The organism is Neobacillus drentensis (assembly GCF_021560175.1).
GTDB lineage: Bacteria > Bacillota > Bacilli > Bacillales > Cytobacillaceae > Neobacillus > Neobacillus drentensis_A.
In genome coordinates this window covers 1,832,093-1,851,179 of the sequence record NZ_CP091110.1, presented here as the reverse complement: position 1 = coordinate 1,851,179, position 19,087 = coordinate 1,832,093, and the positions used below count along the sequence as shown (strand labels likewise).

The 19,087-nt window shown below is 40.1% G+C and carries 19 protein-coding genes; all 19 read right to left on the bottom strand.

Features of this window, described 5'->3' with window-relative positions; all coding sequences use genetic code 11:
- Positions 1-21: 21 nt before the first annotated feature.
- Positions 22-579 (bottom strand): ribosome recycling factor, encoded by a 558-nt coding sequence (gene frr / locus L1999_RS08665; protein ID WP_235743167.1) that lies wholly within the window; start codon positions 577-579, stop codon positions 22-24.
- Positions 579-1,304, bottom strand: a complete 726-nt coding sequence (gene pyrH / locus L1999_RS08660) for a UMP kinase (RefSeq protein WP_235743166.1) — start codon at positions 1,302-1,304, stop codon at positions 579-581. Before pyrH ends, frr begins: the two co-directional genes overlap by 1 nt.
- A 174-nt stretch (positions 1,305-1,478) precedes the next feature.
- A complete protein-coding gene (gene tsf, locus L1999_RS08655; RefSeq protein WP_235743165.1) occupies positions 1,479-2,363 on the bottom strand; it encodes a translation elongation factor Ts in 885 nt (294 codons plus the stop codon).
- A 115-nt stretch (positions 2,364-2,478) separates the two neighbouring features.
- Positions 2,479-3,183: a 30S ribosomal protein S2 gene (rpsB, locus tag L1999_RS08650; protein ID WP_235743164.1), complete on the bottom strand. Its 705-nt coding sequence runs from the start codon at positions 3,181-3,183 to the stop codon at positions 2,479-2,481.
- A 199-nt stretch (positions 3,184-3,382) separates the two neighbouring features.
- Positions 3,383-4,162, bottom strand: coding sequence for a GTP-sensing pleiotropic transcriptional regulator CodY (gene codY / locus L1999_RS08645; RefSeq protein ID WP_215040775.1), 780 nt, complete (start codon positions 4,160-4,162; stop codon positions 3,383-3,385).
- 116 nt (positions 4,163-4,278) lie between these two features.
- Positions 4,279-5,682: an ATP-dependent protease ATPase subunit HslU gene (hslU, locus tag L1999_RS08640; protein WP_235743163.1), complete on the bottom strand. Its 1,404-nt coding sequence runs from the start codon at positions 5,680-5,682 to the stop codon at positions 4,279-4,281.
- A 19-nt stretch (positions 5,683-5,701) separates the two neighbouring features.
- Complete coding sequence (hslV, locus tag L1999_RS08635; protein WP_101647429.1) at positions 5,702-6,244, bottom strand: ATP-dependent protease subunit HslV; 543 nt, start codon at positions 6,242-6,244, stop codon at positions 5,702-5,704.
- A gap of 261 nt (positions 6,245-6,505) precedes the next feature.
- Positions 6,506-7,813, bottom strand: a complete 1,308-nt coding sequence (trmFO, locus tag L1999_RS08630; RefSeq protein WP_235743162.1) for an FADH(2)-oxidizing methylenetetrahydrofolate--tRNA-(uracil(54)-C(5))-methyltransferase TrmFO — start codon at positions 7,811-7,813, stop codon at positions 6,506-6,508.
- A 535-nt stretch (positions 7,814-8,348) separates the two neighbouring features.
- On the bottom strand, positions 8,349-10,430 hold the full coding sequence (gene topA / locus L1999_RS08625; RefSeq protein WP_235743161.1) for a type I DNA topoisomerase: 2,082 nt from the start codon (positions 10,428-10,430) through the stop codon (positions 8,349-8,351).
- 364 nt (positions 10,431-10,794) lie between these two features.
- Positions 10,795-11,682, bottom strand: coding sequence for a DNA-processing protein DprA (dprA, locus tag L1999_RS08620; RefSeq protein WP_235743160.1), 888 nt, complete (start codon positions 11,680-11,682; stop codon positions 10,795-10,797).
- Between the two features lie 72 nt (positions 11,683-11,754).
- Positions 11,755-12,657 (bottom strand): succinate--CoA ligase subunit alpha, encoded by a 903-nt coding sequence (gene sucD / locus L1999_RS08615; RefSeq protein ID WP_215040770.1) that lies wholly within the window; start codon positions 12,655-12,657, stop codon positions 11,755-11,757.
- Between the two features lie 23 nt (positions 12,658-12,680).
- Entirely contained in the window at positions 12,681-13,841 is a 1,161-nt protein-coding gene (sucC, locus tag L1999_RS08610; RefSeq protein WP_235743159.1) for an ADP-forming succinate--CoA ligase subunit beta, read from the bottom strand.
- A gap of 210 nt (positions 13,842-14,051) precedes the next feature.
- Entirely contained in the window at positions 14,052-14,831 is a 780-nt protein-coding gene (locus tag L1999_RS08605) for a ribonuclease HII (protein WP_235743158.1), read from the bottom strand.
- Positions 14,832-15,126: 295 nt separating this feature from the next.
- On the bottom strand, positions 15,127-16,002 hold the full coding sequence (gene ylqF / locus L1999_RS08600; RefSeq protein ID WP_235743157.1) for a ribosome biogenesis GTPase YlqF: 876 nt from the start codon (positions 16,000-16,002) through the stop codon (positions 15,127-15,129).
- A gap of 27 nt (positions 16,003-16,029) precedes the next feature.
- Positions 16,030-16,593 (bottom strand): signal peptidase I, encoded by a 564-nt coding sequence (gene lepB / locus L1999_RS08595; protein WP_215040766.1) that lies wholly within the window; start codon positions 16,591-16,593, stop codon positions 16,030-16,032.
- A 220-nt stretch (positions 16,594-16,813) separates the two neighbouring features.
- Entirely contained in the window at positions 16,814-17,158 is a 345-nt protein-coding gene (gene rplS, locus L1999_RS08590) for a 50S ribosomal protein L19 (protein ID WP_235743156.1), read from the bottom strand.
- A 149-nt stretch (positions 17,159-17,307) separates the two neighbouring features.
- Positions 17,308-18,051 carry a tRNA (guanosine(37)-N1)-methyltransferase TrmD gene (trmD, locus tag L1999_RS08585; RefSeq protein ID WP_235743155.1) on the bottom strand — a complete coding sequence of 248 codons (744 nt, stop codon included), beginning with the start codon at positions 18,049-18,051 and terminating at the stop codon, positions 17,308-17,310.
- A complete protein-coding gene (gene rimM / locus L1999_RS08580; protein WP_235743154.1) occupies positions 18,048-18,566 on the bottom strand; it encodes a ribosome maturation factor RimM in 519 nt (172 codons plus the stop codon). Before rimM ends, trmD begins: the two co-directional genes overlap by 4 nt.
- A gap of 13 nt (positions 18,567-18,579) precedes the next feature.
- Positions 18,580-18,966 (bottom strand): YlqD family protein, encoded by a 387-nt coding sequence (locus tag L1999_RS08575; RefSeq protein WP_215040764.1) that lies wholly within the window; start codon positions 18,964-18,966, stop codon positions 18,580-18,582.
- Between the last annotated feature and the right edge of the window lie 121 nt (positions 18,967-19,087).

Here is a 19,087-nt window from a genome sequence, read left to right as displayed (position 1 = left end):
TTTTAACTGCCAGCAGATAAATTACACTTCTAAAATTTCTTTTTCTTTATCTTTCGTGATTTGATCGACTTTTTGAATGAACTCATCCGTAAGCTTCTGGATATCATCTGAGTAACCACGAAGGGCATCTTCTGTAATTCCCCCATTTTTCTCTAGCTTTTTCAAATCATCGTTTCCATCACGGCGAATGTTGCGAATCGCTATTTTTGCTTCTTCTGCTTCTTTTTTTACCACTTTAACTAGTTCTTTCCGTCTTTCTTCAGTCAATTGCGGAATGGCAATACGGATAATGGAACCATCATTTGAAGGATTTAAACCTAAATCAGATTTCAGAATCGCTTTTTCAATATCACCTAGAATTGACTTATCGTATGGCTGAATCACAAGTAAACGTGCTTCTGGAGTGCTAATCCCCGCAACTTGATTGACGGGTGTAGGCGCTCCATAATAATCAACTGTAATACGATCTAATAATGAGGCACTCGCCCGTCCGGCACGAATACTTGCAAGCTCACGAGTATAAGCTTGGATTGCTTTGGTCATACGGTCTTTTGTTGAAGCGATGACTTGTTTTGGCATTAATTTTTCCCCCTAACGATTGTTCCAATTTTTTCACCCATAACGGCTTTTTTAATATTTCCCTGTTCCATAATGGAGAAAACAATGAGCGGAATATCATTATCCATACATAGTGAAGAAGCAGTTGAATCCATAACCGCTAATCCTTCCTTAATTACATCTAAGAAGGTAAGATCTTCATACTTCGTGGCATTTGGATCAATTCTAGGATCTGCTGAATAAACTCCATCGACATTGTTTTTCGCCATTAGAATCACTTCTGCATCAATCTCCGCTGCCCTTAATGCTGCTGTTGTATCGGTGGAGAAGTAAGGATTACCTGTACCTGCTGCAAAGATAACAACCCGTTGTTTTTCTAAATGTCTCATAGCACGACGTCGAATATACGGTTCTGCTACTTGGCGCATTTCAATTGATGTTTGTACACGGGATTCAATTCCTAGTTGCTCTAGGCTATCCTGAAGAGCTAAAGAATTCATCACGGTTGCAAGCATGCCCATATAATCAGCAGTGGCTCTATCCATTCCCATTTCACTGCCAATTTTACCGCGCCAAATATTACCTCCGCCCACGACAACAGCTACTTCAACACCTAGTTCTGCTACTTCTTTTACCTGTTCAGCAATTGACTTAATAACAGAAGGTTTAATTCCAAAACTGGACTCTCCAGCAAGTGCTTCCCCACTTAATTTTAAAACCACTCTTTTGTACTTTGGACCGCTCATATAAACCTCCGTATGTATTATTTTAAAGCATAAGCGCCTTGATTAGGGGCTCGAGCTAGATATTTTTATTATATATTTCCCTTTAAAAATAGGGAACACACCGTGTCCCCTATTAAAAACTATAACAGTAACATTCCCATATAGCATTTGTTTTTAAGCTAGAGAATATTTGACTTATTTTTTATTTACTTGATTCATAACTTCTTCTGCGAAGTTGTCTTCTTTCTTTTCAATACCTTCGCCTACTTCGTAACGTACGAATTCACGTACAGTTGCGCCCTTAGACTCAACAAATTGACGAACTTTTTGATCAGGGTTTTTAACGAAAGTTTGATCAAGAAGACATACATCTTCAAAGTATTTGCCAAGACGGCCTTCTACCATTTTTGCTACAATGTTTTCTGGCTTGCCTTCGTTTAGTGCTTGTTGTGTTAAAACTTGACGCTCATGCTCAACTTCTTCTGAAGATACTTGATCACGAGATACATACTTAGGTCTTAACGCAGTGATATGCATAGAAATATCTTTCGCAGCACTTTCTTCTGTAGTACCTTCAAGAACAGTTAATACGCTGATTCGGCCGCCCATGTGGATGTAAGCACCAAAAGCATCATTATCAGTCTTAGAAAGAAGCTCAAAACGGCGAAGAGAAAGCTTTTCTCCGATTTTCGCGATAGCAGCGTTGATGTGATCAGCAACAGTTGCTCCGTTTTCCATTGTTTGAGCTAATGCTTCTTCAACAGTAGCTGGCTTGTTTTTTAATAAGTGTGATGCAAGCTCTTGAACAAGAGTTTGGAAGCCTTCATTTTTTGCAACGAAGTCTGTTTCAGAGTTTACTTCAAGGATAACTGCATCGTTTCCTGCTGTTACAACTGAAGTTAAACCTTCAGCCGCAATACGGTCTGCTTTATTAGCAGCTTTAGCAATCCCTTTCTCACGTAAGAAATCAATTGCTTTGTCCATATCACCGTCTGTTTCAGTAAGTGCTTTCTTACAGTCCATCATCCCTGCGCCTGTTTTTTCACGAAGTTCTTTAACCATTTGAGCAGTAACTGCCATTTAAAATTCCTCCTTTTAAACTATGTACTATACTATATCTTAGCCATTCATTCTCAAGATAAACATTTCTTAAAAAAAGGTGATAAAGGGTCTCCCTCTTATCACCTTTTGAATCTTACGCTTCTTGTGCTACTTCTTCGCCTTGTTTCGCTTCAAGGATTGCATCCGCCATTTTACCAGTTAATAGTTTAACCGCACGGATTGCATCATCGTTAGCTGGGATTACAACATCGATTTCGTCTGGATCACAGTTCGTGTCTACAATACCTACGATAGGAATGTTTAACTTTTTAGCTTCTGCAACTGCGATACGCTCTTTACGAGGATCGATGATGAATAGTGCATCAGGAAGTTGTTTCATGTCTTTAATTCCGCCTAGGAATTTTTCAAGACGCTCTAGTTCTTTCTTAAGTTGAACAACTTCTTTCTTAGGTAATACTTCAAAAGTACCGTCTTCTGACATTCTTTCAATATCTTTTAAGCGGCCAATACGCTTTTGGATTGTTTCGAAGTTTGTTAATGTACCACCTAACCAACGTTGGTTAACAAAGTACATACCAGAACGAGCTGCTTCTTCTTTAACAGAATCTTGAGCTTGTTTTTTAGTACCAACAAAAAGAATCGTTCCGCCGTTACCAGCAAGATCTTTTACCCAGTTATAAGCTTCTTCAACCTTTTTAACTGTTTTTTGAAGGTCGATAATGTAGATACCGTTACGCTCAGTGAAGATATATTTCTTCATCTTAGGGTTCCAACGGCGAGTTTGGTGTCCGAAATGTACACCAGCTTCAAGCAATTGTTTCATTGAAATAACTGACATGTGTTTTTTCCTCCTAGTGGTTTTTGTTTTCCTCCGCTTATCTCATTTTTAAATAGAAACTGAAAAATCAGCACCATCCATTTAAATCAACAAGCGTGTGTATTAACACCATGAAATAATATAGCATAAGTAACTTTAACAAGCAAGAAATACTTTTAAAAAAATAAAACCCCAATTCTTTCAAATTGGGGATCGTTGATTAGTGTTGTCTTAATTTATCAAGCTCTACAAGGAATTTATCGTTAAGGACCTTAATATACGTACCTTTCATACCAAGAGAACGTGATTCAATAACCCCTGCACTTTCAAGCTTTCTTAAAGCATTAACAATAACCGAACGTGTGATTCCAACCCGGTCAGCAATTTTTGAAGCAACCAACAAGCCCTCATGGCCATTTAATTCTTCAAAAATATGTTCAATTGCCTCTAATTCACTATAAGACAATGAACTGATTGCCATTTGCACAACCGCTTTGCTTCTTGCCTCTTCTTCAATTTCTTCGGACTTTTCACGCAGAATCTCCATACCTACAACAGTAGCACCATATTCAGCGAGAATTAAATCATCGTCATGGAATTTTTCTTGCAGTCTTGCAAGAATTAATGTACCCAGGCGTTCCCCACCGCCAATAATTGGAACAATCGTTGTTAAACCTTCTTTGAATAAATCTCTATTTTCTACAGGGAATGCAGTATATTGGCTTTCAATATCCAAATTTGAAGAAGTTTCTTGAATATTAAACAAGCCTTTTGTATATTCCTCTGGAAATTGACGATCCTCAAACATTTTCTTCATTCGTTCGTTCTCAATTTGTTGATAAATTGAAAAGCCCAAAAGCTTACCGCGGCGGCTTACGATGTAAACATTTGCTTCAATCGTCTCACTAAGCGTTTCCGACATTTCTTTGAAATTAACAGGCTTGCCTGCTGCTTTCTGTAGTAAAACATTAATACGTCTAGTTTTTGTAAGTAAATCCATCTGTTTCTTCCTCCTAGTAACTACAACCATTATTAAATTTTTTTGTAAAACATTTTTCGTGTATGAGTATCATTTAAGAATGGCATCTCCTGAAAAATTCAAAAAAAGCAGCATTCCTAAAGAATGAATTGGCTTAAATCTTTATTCTTCGAAATAGCCCCAAGCTTATCATCCACGTACTGCGGCGTGATCGTAATTTTCTCCATCGTAATGTCTGGAGCTTCGAAGGATAAATCCTCTAACAGCTTTTCCAGTATGGTATGAAGACGTCTAGCCCCAATATTATCGGTATTTTGATTCACTTCGAACGCTACCTCAGCTATTCTACGAATAGCATCGTCAGAAAATTCAATTTGTATACCTTCTGTTTCCAATAATGCCTGATATTGTTTAATTAAAGCATTATCAGGTTCAATTAAAATTCTAAAGAAATCTTCTACTGTTAACTTAGTGAGTTCAACACGAATTGGAAAACGTCCTTGAAGTTCCGGAATTAAATCCGATGGCTTTGCAATATGAAAAGCACCCGCTGCTATAAACAAAATATGATCAGTTTTAATGGAGCCGTATTTTGTAACAACTGTTGAGCCCTCAACTACTGGCAGGATATCCCGTTGGACACCCTCACGCGAAACATCGGCCGATGAACCGCCAGAATTTTTGCTGGCAATTTTATCGATTTCATCTATAAAAATGATACCTGTTTGTTCGGCCCGATAGGTTGCCTCGGATGAAACTTCATCCATATCAATCAGCTTTGCAGCTTCTTCACTTGTTAACACATTCCTTGCTTCACGAACGGTTAGTTTTCTCTTCTTCCGTTTTTTCGGCATAAAACTACTTAGGGCATCTTGCATATTCATACCCATTTGTTCAATTCCTGAACCTTGCAGCATATCGAACATCGAAGGCGTTTGCTCTTCTACCTCAACCGTTACAATTTCATCTTCTAATTGTCCGAGAGCAAGCTTTTCTTTGACAATCTTCCGCTTTTCTTGTGCAGAAAAATCTTCTTGTTGTGTGTCCGGTTCGGATGAAGCATTGCCGCCGCCGAATAACATTTCAAGCGGATTTTTATAGTTCGCAGTTTTTTTAGCTGACGGAACAAGTAAATCAACAAGCCTGCTGTTTGCATTCTCTTCAGCTCGTTCCTTCACACTTTGCATACGCTCTTCTTTCACTAAACGAACAGAGGTTTCCGCAAGATCGCGCACCATAGATTCTACATCACGCCCAACATAACCAACCTCTGTGAATTTAGTTGCTTCCACCTTAATAAACGGAGCACCAACAAGTTTAGCCATCCGTCTGGCAATTTCCGTTTTACCTACCCCAGTAGGACCGATCATCAAAATGTTTTTTGGAATGATTTCTTCACGAAGCTTATCATTTAAGAGGCCTCTTCTGAAACGGTTCCTTAATGCAACAGCAACGGCTTTCTTAGCATCCTTCTGTCCAATAATATATTGATCAAGTTTCTCAACAATTTGTCGGGGAGTTAAATCCGTAGTTTTTACCATTTTTTCCGTCTCCTTCTCGTTACAGCTCTTCAACGATAATGTTGTGGTTGGTATATACACATATTTCCGCAGCTATTTCTAAAGAAGCTTTTGCAATTTCTTTTGCAGACAAATGTTCGCCTGCATATTTCTTTAATGAGCGGCCAGCGGCCAATGCATAATTTCCCCCTGAGCCGATCGCAAGAATCCCATCGTCAGGCTCAATCACTTCACCGGTTCCGGAAACTAATAGCAAACTTTCACGATTCATGACAATTAACATCGCTTCCAATTTGCGAAGCATCTTATCATTTCTCCATTCTTTAGCAAGCTCGACTGCAGCTCTTTGAAGATTGCCGTTATATTCCTCTAACTTACCTTCAAATAACTCAAAAAGAGTGAACGCATCTGCAACAGAACCAGCGAATCCCGCCAATACCTTACCATTAAATATCTTTCTTACTTTTCTGGCAGTGTGTTTCATCACAACTGCATTGCCAAAAGTCACTTGGCCATCACCGGACATAGAGCATTCACCATTATGGTGGATTGCAAATATTGTAGTCGCATGAAATTGATTCATTAAATTTTCCTCCCTTTGGAGTAATTTCGGTTTAAAGTCGAGTGATATGTAAGAGCTGGGTACCTAATCCCACTTATTGATGAGAATAAAGAAAGTCACTGAAAACAAGTTATTAATGGTTCAATTGTTATTTTGCGGAATTGCTTACAATTTGTAAACACTCCTTAAATATGTTTAATAAAACATTCACAATTAACATACTATTTAAACTGACAAGGGCTAGTAAATCGTAACATACTTCTATAGCCCTTGCAATAAATTTTACAAAACTTTCACAAAGTTCTGAATTGTTTCTAACGCTCGATTGGCATGTTGTAAATTTCTTTCCTGCTTCCCTTTTATTTTCACTGGCAGTTCCGGAAATAGACCAAAGTTTGCATTCATAGGCTGGAAATTTTCAGGATTAGCAGTTGTAATATAACGTGCCATGCTGCCAATCGCTGTGTCGGCAGGAAACTCAACTGTCTCCTCTCCGATTGCTAGCCGAGCCGCGTTAATTCCAGCTATTAAGCCGCTGGCAGCAGATTCAACATAACCTTCAACCCCTGTCATTTGACCGGCGAAAAATAAATCCTCCCGATTTCGGAATTGATAGGTAGCCTTTAGAACTTTAGGTGAATTAATAAACGTGTTTCGGTGCATAACACCATAGCGGACGATTTCAGCATTTTCAAGACCCGGAATCAGGCGGATGACTTCCTTTTGTGCCCCCCACTTTAAATGTGTCTGAAAACCAACAATATTGAAAAGCGTCCCGGCAGCATCATCTTGTCGAAGTTGGACCACCGCAAACGGTCTCTTTCCAGTTTTTGGATCTTCTAGTCCAACAGGCTTTAATGGACCAAATAGCATCGTTTTCTTCCCTCTGGACGCCATTACTTCGATTGGCATACAGCCCTCAAAAAAGACTTCTATTTCAAATTCTTTTGTAGGAGCGGTCTCAGCTGAGATAAGTGCCTCATAGAAGGTATTAAATTCTTCTTCTGTCATCGGACAATTCAGATAAGCGGCTTCCCCTTTATCATAGCGTGATTTTAAATAAACCTTGTCCATATTAATGCTGTCTTTTTCTAGGATTGGCGCTGCAGCATCATAAAAGTACAGATAGTCTTCCCCTGTCAAACCCTTTAATTGTCCTGATAGAGCTTCACTCGTAAGCGGGCCTGTTGCAATAACGGTTGGACCTTCAGGAATCTCGGTCACTTCTTCATTGATTACCGTTACATTCTCATGATTTTTCACCAACTCTGTTACTTTTGCGGCAAACTCATGACGATCTACTGCCAATGCCCCTCCAGCTGGGACCGAACATGCATCAGCGGCGGCGATAATCACCGAATCAAGTTTTCTCATTTCTTCTTTTAAGACTCCGACCGCATTCGTTAAAGTATTAGCCCTGAGTGAATTACTGCAAACTAACTCGGCAAATTTATCGGTATGGTGCGCAGGCGTTTGCTTCACTGGCCGCATTTCATACAGTCTTACTTTTACTCCGCGTTTAGCGATCTGCCAAGCTGCTTCACTTCCAGCCAGACCAGCGCCAATCACATTGATCGTTACATCTTTCAAATAAGTACCTCCTCAATTTCCTTCAATATTTATACTAGTAACCATTTTGGATTAAAAAGTACTATAAATATACCTTGCCCTCATGATAAGTCCATCTTGCATTGTACTATACGATTGAGGAACAAAAAAGTTTTTTGTTTTTGTAAAAAAATTTTAAAACACTTTTTTAATCGAGTAGAGAGACAAACAAGCAAAATAGGAGGCCACTTTTTTATCGGTTGGATTATGAAAAATAGGGGGATCGTGCACATTTGTTGATATGGGGCTATATGAGGACAATTATTACGGCTATCAACCTTCAGTTGTCCTCATGATTGCTTCATGAGGACAACTTTTACCCCAACCAACCTTTTTCTGTCCTCATAACCACTTCATGAGGACAATTTTTACCCCATCCAACCTTCTTCTGTCCTCATAACCGCTTCATGAGAACAATTTTCACCCATCCAACCTTCTACTAACCTCATGACAACTTGAGGAAAAATGGGACTCAACCACGTACCAAAAATAACAAAAGAGTGGGTTTTCCCCACTCTTAGCTTTGCGGCTCTTCCTTGTAATCACAATTAACACACTGCACTTGAACGCCCTTTTTTAACTTCTTTTCAACTAGCAAGCCTTCACATTTCGGACAAGGTCTCGGAAGCGGCTTATCCCATGAGATAAATTCACATGAAGGATAATTCGTACAGCCGTAAAACAATCTTTTTTTCTTACTTTTCCGTTCGATGATCTGTCCTTCCTTACAGGTTGGACACGTTACACCGATCTCTTTCACAATCGCCTTTGTATTGCGGCAATCAGGGAAATTACTGCATGCCATGAATTTTCCGTAACGGCCCATTTTGTATACCATTGGACTGCCACAGTTTTCGCAATCCTCACCCGCAGGCTCATCTTTAATTTCGACGGATTGCATTTCTTTTTCTGCTTTTTCTAGATGGACCTCGAAATCCCGGTAAAATTCATCTATAACCTGTACCCATTTGACTTTGCCTTCTTCGACATTATCTAAGCCCTGCTCCATTTTGGCGGTGAATTCTACATCAAGAATCTCTGGAAAAAACTCGACCATTAATTCATGAACAATTTCGCCGAGTTCTGTTGGTACAAAACGTTTATTATCCAATGCAACATAGCCACGCTTTTGAATCGTATCCAATGTTGGTGCATATGTTGATGGTCGGCCAATTCCCAGTTCTTCTAAGGTTTTTACAAGTCTTGCTTCTGTATAACGCGGAGGCGGCTGTGTGAAATGTTGTTTTGGCTCAATATCCTTCTTAAACACCTCATCGCCTTCTTTTAGGTCTGGAAGCATTTTATTCGGGCCATCCACTTGGTCATCCGTGCCTTCGACATAGACCTTCATAAAACCCGGGAACTTAATCTTAGAGCCGGTTGCCCGAAAGATGACATTGCCATTTTGCAGATCAACGCTCATGGTATCCATAACAGCCTGTGCCATTTGACTGGCAAGGAACCGCTCCCAAATCAACTTGTATAATCTCAGCTGGTCACGAGAGAGATATTCTTTTAAACTGCTGGGGTCGCGTAAGGTACTTGTCGGGCGGATCGCTTCATGGGCATCCTGAGCATTCGTTTGTTTTTTTTCTTTTCTTTGGTCATTCTTTAAGTACTCTTCACCGAATTCTGCTTTGATATAGCCTGCCGCCTCTGCTTGAGCTATTTCTGAAATTCGAGTGGAGTCCGTTCTCATATAGGTAATAAGACCAACAGTACCTTCCTTGCCAAGCTCAATCCCCTCATACAGCTGTTGAGCGAGCATCATCGTTTTCTTGGCACGAAAGTTTAACTTTCTAGCTGCTTCCTGTTGAAGGGAGGAAGTAATAAAAGGCGGTGCAGGATTTCTGCGGCGTTCTTTCTTGCTCACTGAGTTGACCTTGAACTTATTCCCCTTCATCTCTTTCAAGACGGCTTGAACATCCGCTTCAGACTTTAGTTCATTCTTTTCATGTCCTGCTAATGAGTGAAAAGCTCCGCTAAACTGGTCCTTGCCCTTTAAGAACTCTCCTTCGATCGTCCAATATTCTTCCGGATTGAAATCTTTGATTTCCTTTTCACGATCGATAATTAACCGGACGGCGACTGATTGAACTCGACCGGCACTTAACCCTTTTTTCACCTTTTTCCAAAATAGCGGGCTGATATTGTATCCGACAAGTCTGTCTAATATCCTTCGGGCCTGCTGGGCATCGACAAGATCCATATTAATGGGACGTGGGTGCTTGAAAGATTCCTTAATCGCATCCTTGGTAATTTCATTAAAAACGACGCGGCAATCAGAGTGGACATCTACGTCTAAACTATGAGCTAGATGCCAGGCAATTGCTTCCCCTTCGCGATCCGGGTCAGCTGCGAGATAGACTTTTTTTGCCTTTTTGGCCGCTGTTTTTAAATCCTTTAATACCGGGCCCTTCCCACGAATGGTAATATATTTTGGTTCATAACTATTTTCAACATTTACCCCCATTTGACTGCGCGGCAAATCGCGGACATGTCCCATCGAAGCTTTTACTTTATACTTATTTCCTAAATAGCGTTCTATTGTTTTCGCTTTTGCAGGCGACTCAACAATTACCAGAAATTCTGCTGCCATTCTATATCCTCCTTAAGAGGGAAAGTGTAAAAGCGCCTTGAATACGGCAAAAGCCTGATTCTAAGATGCTTACTATTTGAGAAGTTTTCCTAAATTCCAGTTTATACACATTTAACTGGAGAAAATACTTTACAAAACTGCCTTATCCCAAAATTTTTAAACTATATGGTAATTATCATAGTATTTAACATTTTTTATTCTATTCATTTTTTTTAAAAATGGATGTATTTATTAGTATTTTAACATCTGTTGGAAAATGTATAACATAATAGATATTTTTGCAACCTTTTTTAGGTAATTTCTCCATTTAATTAAAAATACCTGCTAATAAGGCTTTTTTATTGGTAAGTTTCTTTTCTACTGTTTAGGGATATTTTAACTCTTCCAAGATGTCCTTTGCACAGATAACCAGTTTTGCACCTTGCTGGATCAATTCATTCGCCCCTTCAGAGCAGGGATTAAAAATGCTTCCAGGTAATGAAAATACATCTCTTCCTTCATGAACGGCATAGTTAGCGGTAATCAGCGACCCACTTTTCCGCTTTGCTTCTATAATAAACGTTCCAGTGGATAATCCGCTAATAATTCGATTGCGTGCCGGAAAATGCCATCTAAGCGGCTTGGTATCAGGGGGGTATTCCGAGAGGACTAGCTGTGTTTGCATCATTTTAACAGCGAGAGGCAAATTCTCTTTGGGATAGATATGGTATAGCCCTCCGGCAATAACGCCAATGGTCTTTCCGTCTAGTTTAATGGTCTCTTCATGGGCTAGGGCATCTATTCCGGTTGCCAGTCCGCTGACAATCAGAATATCCTGTTGAATCAAGTCAGGAAAAATGTGCCGGATTGCCTTTTTACCGTATGGTGTGGCCTGACGGGACCCAACAACCGCAAGTTTCGGTTCTTTATCTAATAGGGCAATGTCACCCTTTGCGTATAAGGCCCATGGTGGTTGATAGATTTCTTTTAAGACACGAGGATACTCTTTATCAAAAATCGTAATGACACTAATGTCATTGGTTTTGTATTGACGGATTTGTTCGTGAATACTTTCAGAAGAAAAGGAAGTAACTGAAGTTAACGAGGAGTCGTGGGAAACCGCTGGGTAGATTGGGTTAGAAGGAATGGTTGAAATGGGTGCTCGGTAAACTGACTGGAGTGATGGATCTTTTTTCAACATTTGAAAGACGGTTTTCCAGGAGATATTGGGGTAATGCAGTAAATGAATAAATTTTTCTTTAAACTCATCCATAATTAAAAACCTCCATTTTATTAATTTATCATAAATAGTCCCTCAAAATCTGAGGGACTATCATTTAACATCTTAATGAGTCTTACACTTTTCGTATAGACCTTGTTCTTTTAATACTTCAATTAAAGTTTCACCCATAACAGAAGGGGTATCAGCAACTTTAATACCGCATTCGTTCATGATACGAATCTTTTCATCAGCTGTACCTTTCCCACCTGAAATGATCGCACCTGCATGGCCCATTCTTTTTCCTGGAGGTGCTGTACGACCGCCAATGAAGCCAACAACAGGCTTAGTCATGTTCGCTTTTACCCATTCAGCAGCTTCTTCTTCTGCCGTACCGCCAATTTCACCAATCATGATAACGGCATAGGTTTCTGGATCTTCATTAAATGCTTTTAAAACATCAATGAAGTTGGTACCATTTACTGGGTCTCCGCCGATTCCGACTGCTGTCGTTTGTCCTAAACCAGCTTGCGTTAATTGATGAACAGCCTCATATGTTAATGTACCAGAACGGGAAACGACACCGACATGGCCTTTTGTATGAATATATCCAGGCATAATCCCAATTTTACATTCATCAGCTGTAATCACACCTGGGCAGTTTGGGCCAACTAGACGAGTCTTTTTGCCCTCCATGTAACGTTTAACTTTTACCATGTCTAATACTGGAATATGCTCGGTAATACAAATAACAAGATCTAGTTCAGCATCAACTGCTTCAATAATAGAGTCAGCTGCAAATGGAGCTGGAACATAGATAACAGAAGCGTTAGCACCTGTCGCGTCAACCGCATCTCTTACCGTGTTAAAAACAGGTACTCCTTCGACTTCTTGACCGGCCTTACCTGGTGATGTACCGCCGACAATTTTCGTACCGTATTCAAGCATTTGCTTTGTATGGAAACGGGCCGTTCCGCCTGTAATACCTTGAACAATAACCTTTGTATCTTTATTAATAAAAACGCTCACGTGAATTCCCCTTTCTTTAGATCCTATTTGACTAATGAAACGATTTTTTGTGCACCGTCAGCCATGGATTCAGCAGCAATAATTTCAACGCTTGACTCAGCAAGAATCTTCTTACCTAGGTCAACATTGGTTCCTTCTAAACGAACAACAAGCGGAACAGATAGTCCAACCTGCTTAGCTGCTTCTACAACACCCTCAGCAATGACGTCACACTTCATGATTCCACCAAAGATATTTACAAAAATACCTTTTACATTTGGATCTGAAAGGATAATTTTGAATGCTTCTGTAACTTTCTCAGCAGTTGCGCCGCCCCCAACATCCAGGAAGTTGGCCGGATCGCCGCCGTAATGTTTAATAATATCCATTGTGGACATTGCTAGTCCTGCACCGTTAACCATACAGCCGATATTTCCATCTAAGGCAACATAGCTTAAATCGTATTTAGATGCTTCGATTTCCTTTGCATCTTCTTCTTCAAGGTCACGATAGGCCATGACATCTTTTTGGCGATATAGAGCATTCGAATCAAAGTTTAATTTAGCATCTAATGCCATAACCTTGCCGTCACCTGTTACTACTAACGGGTTAATTTCGGCAATTGAGCAATCTTTTTCAATATAGGCATTATATAAGCCCATCATGAACTTAACTGCTTGGTTGACTAACTCGGTTGGAATATTAATATTAAAGGCAATTCGACGTGCCTGGAATGGCTGTAGGCCAATTGCTGGGTCGATTTCCTCTTTAAAAATTTTCTCCGGTGTGTTTGCTGCTACTTCTTCAATCTCAGTACCGCCTTCTTCAGATGCCATTAAAACGACACGTGAAGTGGAACGGTCTAGTACTAAACCAACATAGTATTCTTTTTTAATGTCGCAGCCCTCTTCAATTAGGAGGCGTTTTACTTCTTTACCCTCAGGACCAGTTTGGTGTGTAACTAGAGTTTTTCCGAGGATTTCATTTGCATATGTACGAACCTCATCAAGGTTTTTCGCAACTTTTACTCCACCGGCTTTTCCCCGTCCACCCGCATGGATTTGCGCTTTAACTACACATACCTGTGTGCCTAGTTCTTTAGCAGCTTCTACTGCTTCTTCAACCGTGAATGCCACTTTTCCGTTTGGAACAGATACCCCGAATTGCTTGAGGATCTCTTTTCCTTGATACTCATGGATATTCATTTCCCATCCTCCTATCAAACTCTTCAAAAAATTGACTCCGTTTTCATTTTATATAATGATACAAACCTTGTCTACCTTTTCGTACTAAAATTATATTATCTTTATAATATTCAGAAAAGTGCGCGTCAAAGAAACCGATTTCATAGGATTTTCCCTACTTTTCGTTTTTTTCACGATAATAAAAAAAACAGGCCGTAACCTGTTATTCGTTTAAATTATTATGTTGATATAGTCCTTTACTGGTGCAAAACTTTTTCGATGGTACGGAGTGATGCCGTACTGTTGGATCGCTTGTAGATGCTCCTTTGTCCCATACCCCATGTTTTGTTGAAACCCATAGACAGGATAGCTTAACGACAGTTCCTTCATTAACGTATCCCTTGCTACCTTTGCAACAATGGAAGCCGCCGCTATCGAGATGCTTTTGGCATCGCCTTTAATAATGGATTCTGTTGGATACGGGGTTTCAAGCTTCATTGCATCAATCAGTAAAAAATCAGGTTTTGGCTCAAGGGAGACAATTGCTGCATACATAGCCTTCTTAGTGGCTTCATAAATATTAATCTCATCAATTTCTTCGGCATGAATCATCGCAACGCTGTACGCGATTGCCTCTTTTTTAATAATGGCAGCGAATTCCTGACGCTTTTTTTCAGTCAGTTTCTTCGAATCATCAATTCCAGCTAAGAAAAAGTCTTCAGGTAAAATAACAGCGGCTGTCACGACTGGGCCTGCGAGCGGTCCCCTGCCCACCTCATCCACCCCTGCAATGAGATGAAAGCCTTGTGACCGTATCTTTCGTTCATAATGATTCATTTCAAAGAACTTTTCTCGCAGGCGTTTTTCTTGCTCCCGTTGTTTTTTCCATTTGGCCAAGCATTGTTGGACACCTTTTCGCTCATCGTTTTTGAGCTCAACAATAAAGGAATCGGTTTCTACTAAAATAGCAGCTAGCTTTTCTTCTATTTGCGCAATTGAAAGTTTCTTCATATGTAGTCACCTTGTCTATAAATTAGGCTGCGTTAATCATGAATCGTGATTTCCACTGCAGGCGGCTTCGCTTTCCGCGGGCGTGCCGGGGAGCCTCCCCGGCGCACCTGCGCCTGCGGGGTCTCCCCTGCCCCGTACTCCCGCAGGACTTTGAATTTGCATCCTCGAATCCGCCCACGCACGAAGGAAATGTGATAGCATTTTCGAGGAGTCTTCGCCGCCTTCCGCTCCAATCAACATGCTAAAAATCAACACAGCCATAAATTAAAAAAATCAAGCCCTCCCAAGGGAGAGCTTATTTTTTGTTTTCCACGGGTTCTGGAATATCTTTTGGGCTTTCGAAAGTGAGTGGCCCAAATTTCTCTGATCGAACTTCTCTGATTACTAATTCAGCTACTTTATCGTAGTCGACCATGCCTCCGCCCATTAAACAGCCTCTAAGCGTGCCAATATGATCAAATAATGCTACTACGTCCTCAGGTATTTCTGTGAGCTTGTAGCGTTCTTTTAACCGTTCTGGATAGGTCTTTTCTAAAAATCGCAGCGAGTAAACCGTCAGATCCTGCAGATTTAATAAAGTATCCTTAATTGCCCCTGTGATCGCCAGCTTCATGCCGACTTCCTGATCCTCAAATTTAGGCCATAAGATTCCTGGTGTATCGAGCAGCTCCAGTTCTTTTCCTACTTTTATCCACTGCTGCGCCTTCGTTACACCCGGAGTGTTTCCCGTTTTTGCAATGTTTTTCTTGGCGAGACGGTTGATTAGCGTAGATTTACCTGCATTTGGAATACCGACAATCATCGCGCGAATCGCACGTGGTTTTACACCTCTTGCCTTTAATCGATCAAATTTCTCTTTTAAAATTTCGTTAGAGGCCTGGACAATATTTTTCATTCCTTCGCCTGCTTGTGAATTAATTGCCAAAGCTTTAATTCCCTTATCAGCAAAGTACGCAATCCACTGTCTGGTAACTTCTTTATCAGCCATATCCGCCTTATTTAATAAGACTAGTCTTGGTTTATGCTGGATAATTTCATCTATCATTGGATTCCTTGAAGAATAGGGAATTCTTGCATCCACCAATTCAAAAATAATATCAACCAGCTTTAATTTTTCCGTGACCTCTCTGCGAGCCTTGGCCATATGGCCCGGAAACCATTGGATCGTCAAAGCGCCACCTCCTTTTTAAAGCTTAAACTATTGCCCCTTAACGGTTACAATGTGGGCATCCTTTAAAGGCCAGTATACGACACTGGTTTTCCCGATGACTTTACTCAACGGAACCGTTCCAATATGCCTTGAATCCTTACTGAAGCGGCGATTATCCCCCATTACAAACAATTCACCTTTTGGCACTGTCTTACGGCCAATTTTTTCTTCAAGGGTGAATGAGCCCGTTAGCGGACCATCTTCTACTTGTTTCTTATATTCATCTAAATATGGCTCTTTATACGCTTTTCCATTTATATAGAGGATATCATCCTTATACTCAAGTGTATCACCTGGAAGACCAATAACACGTTTTATGTAGTCCTTTCCTTCCGGTGCATGAAAAACGATAATATCGAATCGCTTAGGCGCTCCGATTTCGTAGCTGAATTTATTAACAATCATCCTATCTTGGTCTTTTAATGTCGGCATCATGGAAAGTCCGTCCACTACGATTGGAGCAAAAAGAAAATATCGAATGACTGCAGCAAGTGCCACCGCAATCAATAACGCTTTCGTCCATTCCCACAATTCATTTTTCTTTTTTGTCATTCAAGTCCCCACCAATCACTATTAAAAAATGTCTTAACAAGCCTATTTTACATAAGTTAAACCTATTTATCACGATGGGATGATTTTTTTAACCAAACTTTAATAATTTATTATAAAAAACGGTCTGTAGTGAAACAATTCGATACATATCATTTACCATGAATTTAAAGATTATGTATAAAAAAAGAGCCTGCTCGAAGCAAGCCCTTTTCTTTTCGTATTATCGAATCTCTTTAATTCTAGCTTTTTTACCGCGAAGGTTACGCAAGTAGTAAAGCTTAGCACGGCGAACTTTACCGCGGCGAATTACTTCAAGCTTCGCAATTTTTGGTGTGTGTACTGGGAAAGTACGTTCAACGCCTACTCCGTAAGAAACTTTACGTACTGTAAAAGTTTCGCTAATTCCACCACCACGACGCTTAATCACTACACCTTCGAATAACTGAATACGCTCACGAGTACCCTCGATAACTTTAACGTGTACACGTACAGTGTCACCAGGACGGAACGCAGGAAGATCAGAACGAAGTTGTTCTTTTGTGATTTCTTCGATTAATTTATGCATCGTTTTTTCAACTCCTTCCAACAGATGCTCATGCATATCCTTTTTCCTTGTTGCATGCAGCGGAACATCGTTATAAGACTACACTCTGAAAAAGATCAGCTCGCAAGTCACAAGAAGTATCATAACATAATTATAATGAGCCTGCAATATTACTCGTAATCTTTTTTTACTTCTTTTAGCCATTTTTCTTGTTCGTTTGTTAGTTCGATCTTATCTAATAAATCAGGTCTTCTTACTAGTGTTCGACGTAATGCCTCTTTATTGCGCCATTCTTCGATTAATTTATGATTACCTGACATAAGAACATCTGGAACCTTTAACCCTCGAAAATCTGCCGGCCTTGTATAGTGAGGATGTTCAAGTAAACCAGTACTAAAAGAATCCTTCTGATGTGATTCCGCGTTTCCTAGTACTTCTGGCAGCAAGCGGACCACACTATCGACGACCACCATCGCGCCCAGTTCTCCACCTGTCAGGACATAATCGCCAATCGATATTTCGTCCGTTACGACATGTTCTCTGATCCGTTCATCATAACCCTCATAATGACCGCAAATGAAAATTAAGTGCTCTTCTTTAGCCAATTCCTCCGCTTTCCGCTGGTCATAACGCTCTCCTTGCGGGCAAAGCAGGATGACCCTTGGATTATTACTTTTTGCTTGTTCTCGAAGAGAAGCAACAGCGTCAAAAATCGGCTGCGGTTTGAGTACCATGCCGGCACCGCCGCCATATGGATAATCATCGACAGTGGAGTGTTTGTTATCCGCAAAATCACGGAAATTTACAACATTGTACTGAACAGCAGATTTCTCAGCCGCTTTTTGTAAAATAGAATGACCAAAGACCCCAGAAAACATCTCTGGAAACAATGTCAGAATATCGATTTGCATCATGAAAGTAACCCTTCCATTGGTTCGATAATGATGACTTGTTCTTTTACATCTACTTTTTTTACGACATCATGAATATACGGGATAAGGACATCTTTGCCACCTTTGCCTTTAACCACCCAAACGTCATTTGCTCCTGGTGAAAGGATTTCGGTCACTTTTCCGATTTCCTCTCCCTTGGTAGTTGCCACAAGGCAGCCGATAATTTCATGATAGTAGAATTCGTCTTCTTCTAATTCCCCGAGTTGTGTTTCAGGTACCTTTAAAATCCCATCTCGAAATTTCTCTACCTCATTAATATTATTGTATCCTTCAAAAGTTAGTAACTCGAAATTCTTATGTGTTCGGTGGCTTTTCACCGTTAGTTCAATCGGTGTTTTCGAGTTTGGCATAAATAGATAGAGAACATTACCGGCTTTGTAGCGCTTTTCAGGGAAATCCGTTTTAGATATTACCCTCACTTCGCCTTTAATCCCTTGTGTATTGACGATTTTACCAACATTAAACCATTTTTCCATATTACGTCACCTTCTATTTAATTTCCTTAATAATTCCGTCCTCGATAATGATTGTTGATTGCTCGATGCTCTCATTCCATCTATCACCAACATTTACTTCCACGAGGGCCTGAACTTCTCTTTCCTGTATTTCACTTCCTAATGGTAGGTTATGTAATTGTTCGATTTGAAACTCAAGAAGCTTGATTTTTTCTTTACGCGTTTGAATTTCTGTTTCAAATTTTTTCTTTAGTGCCTCCGGTGAAAAGCTTTTAGTTTTTTCCAATCGCTTTAGCTCGAATAAAAGCTGATCACATTCCTTTTTCAACTGCAGCATTTTCCCATGGAACTTTTCGTAAAGGTCTTCCTTACTTTTCTCCGTTAACACTTGCTTCACCACAACAGTTTGAATCAGCTGCACATAGATCCGCCTCCCTGTGTTCTTAATAGGAACTATGAGAATTGTCTAGCTTCAGCGTCTAGGCGCTTCCACTTTTCGAGTAGCAAAAAAGGGAGGAAACAATCCCTCCCTTTTATCTAGA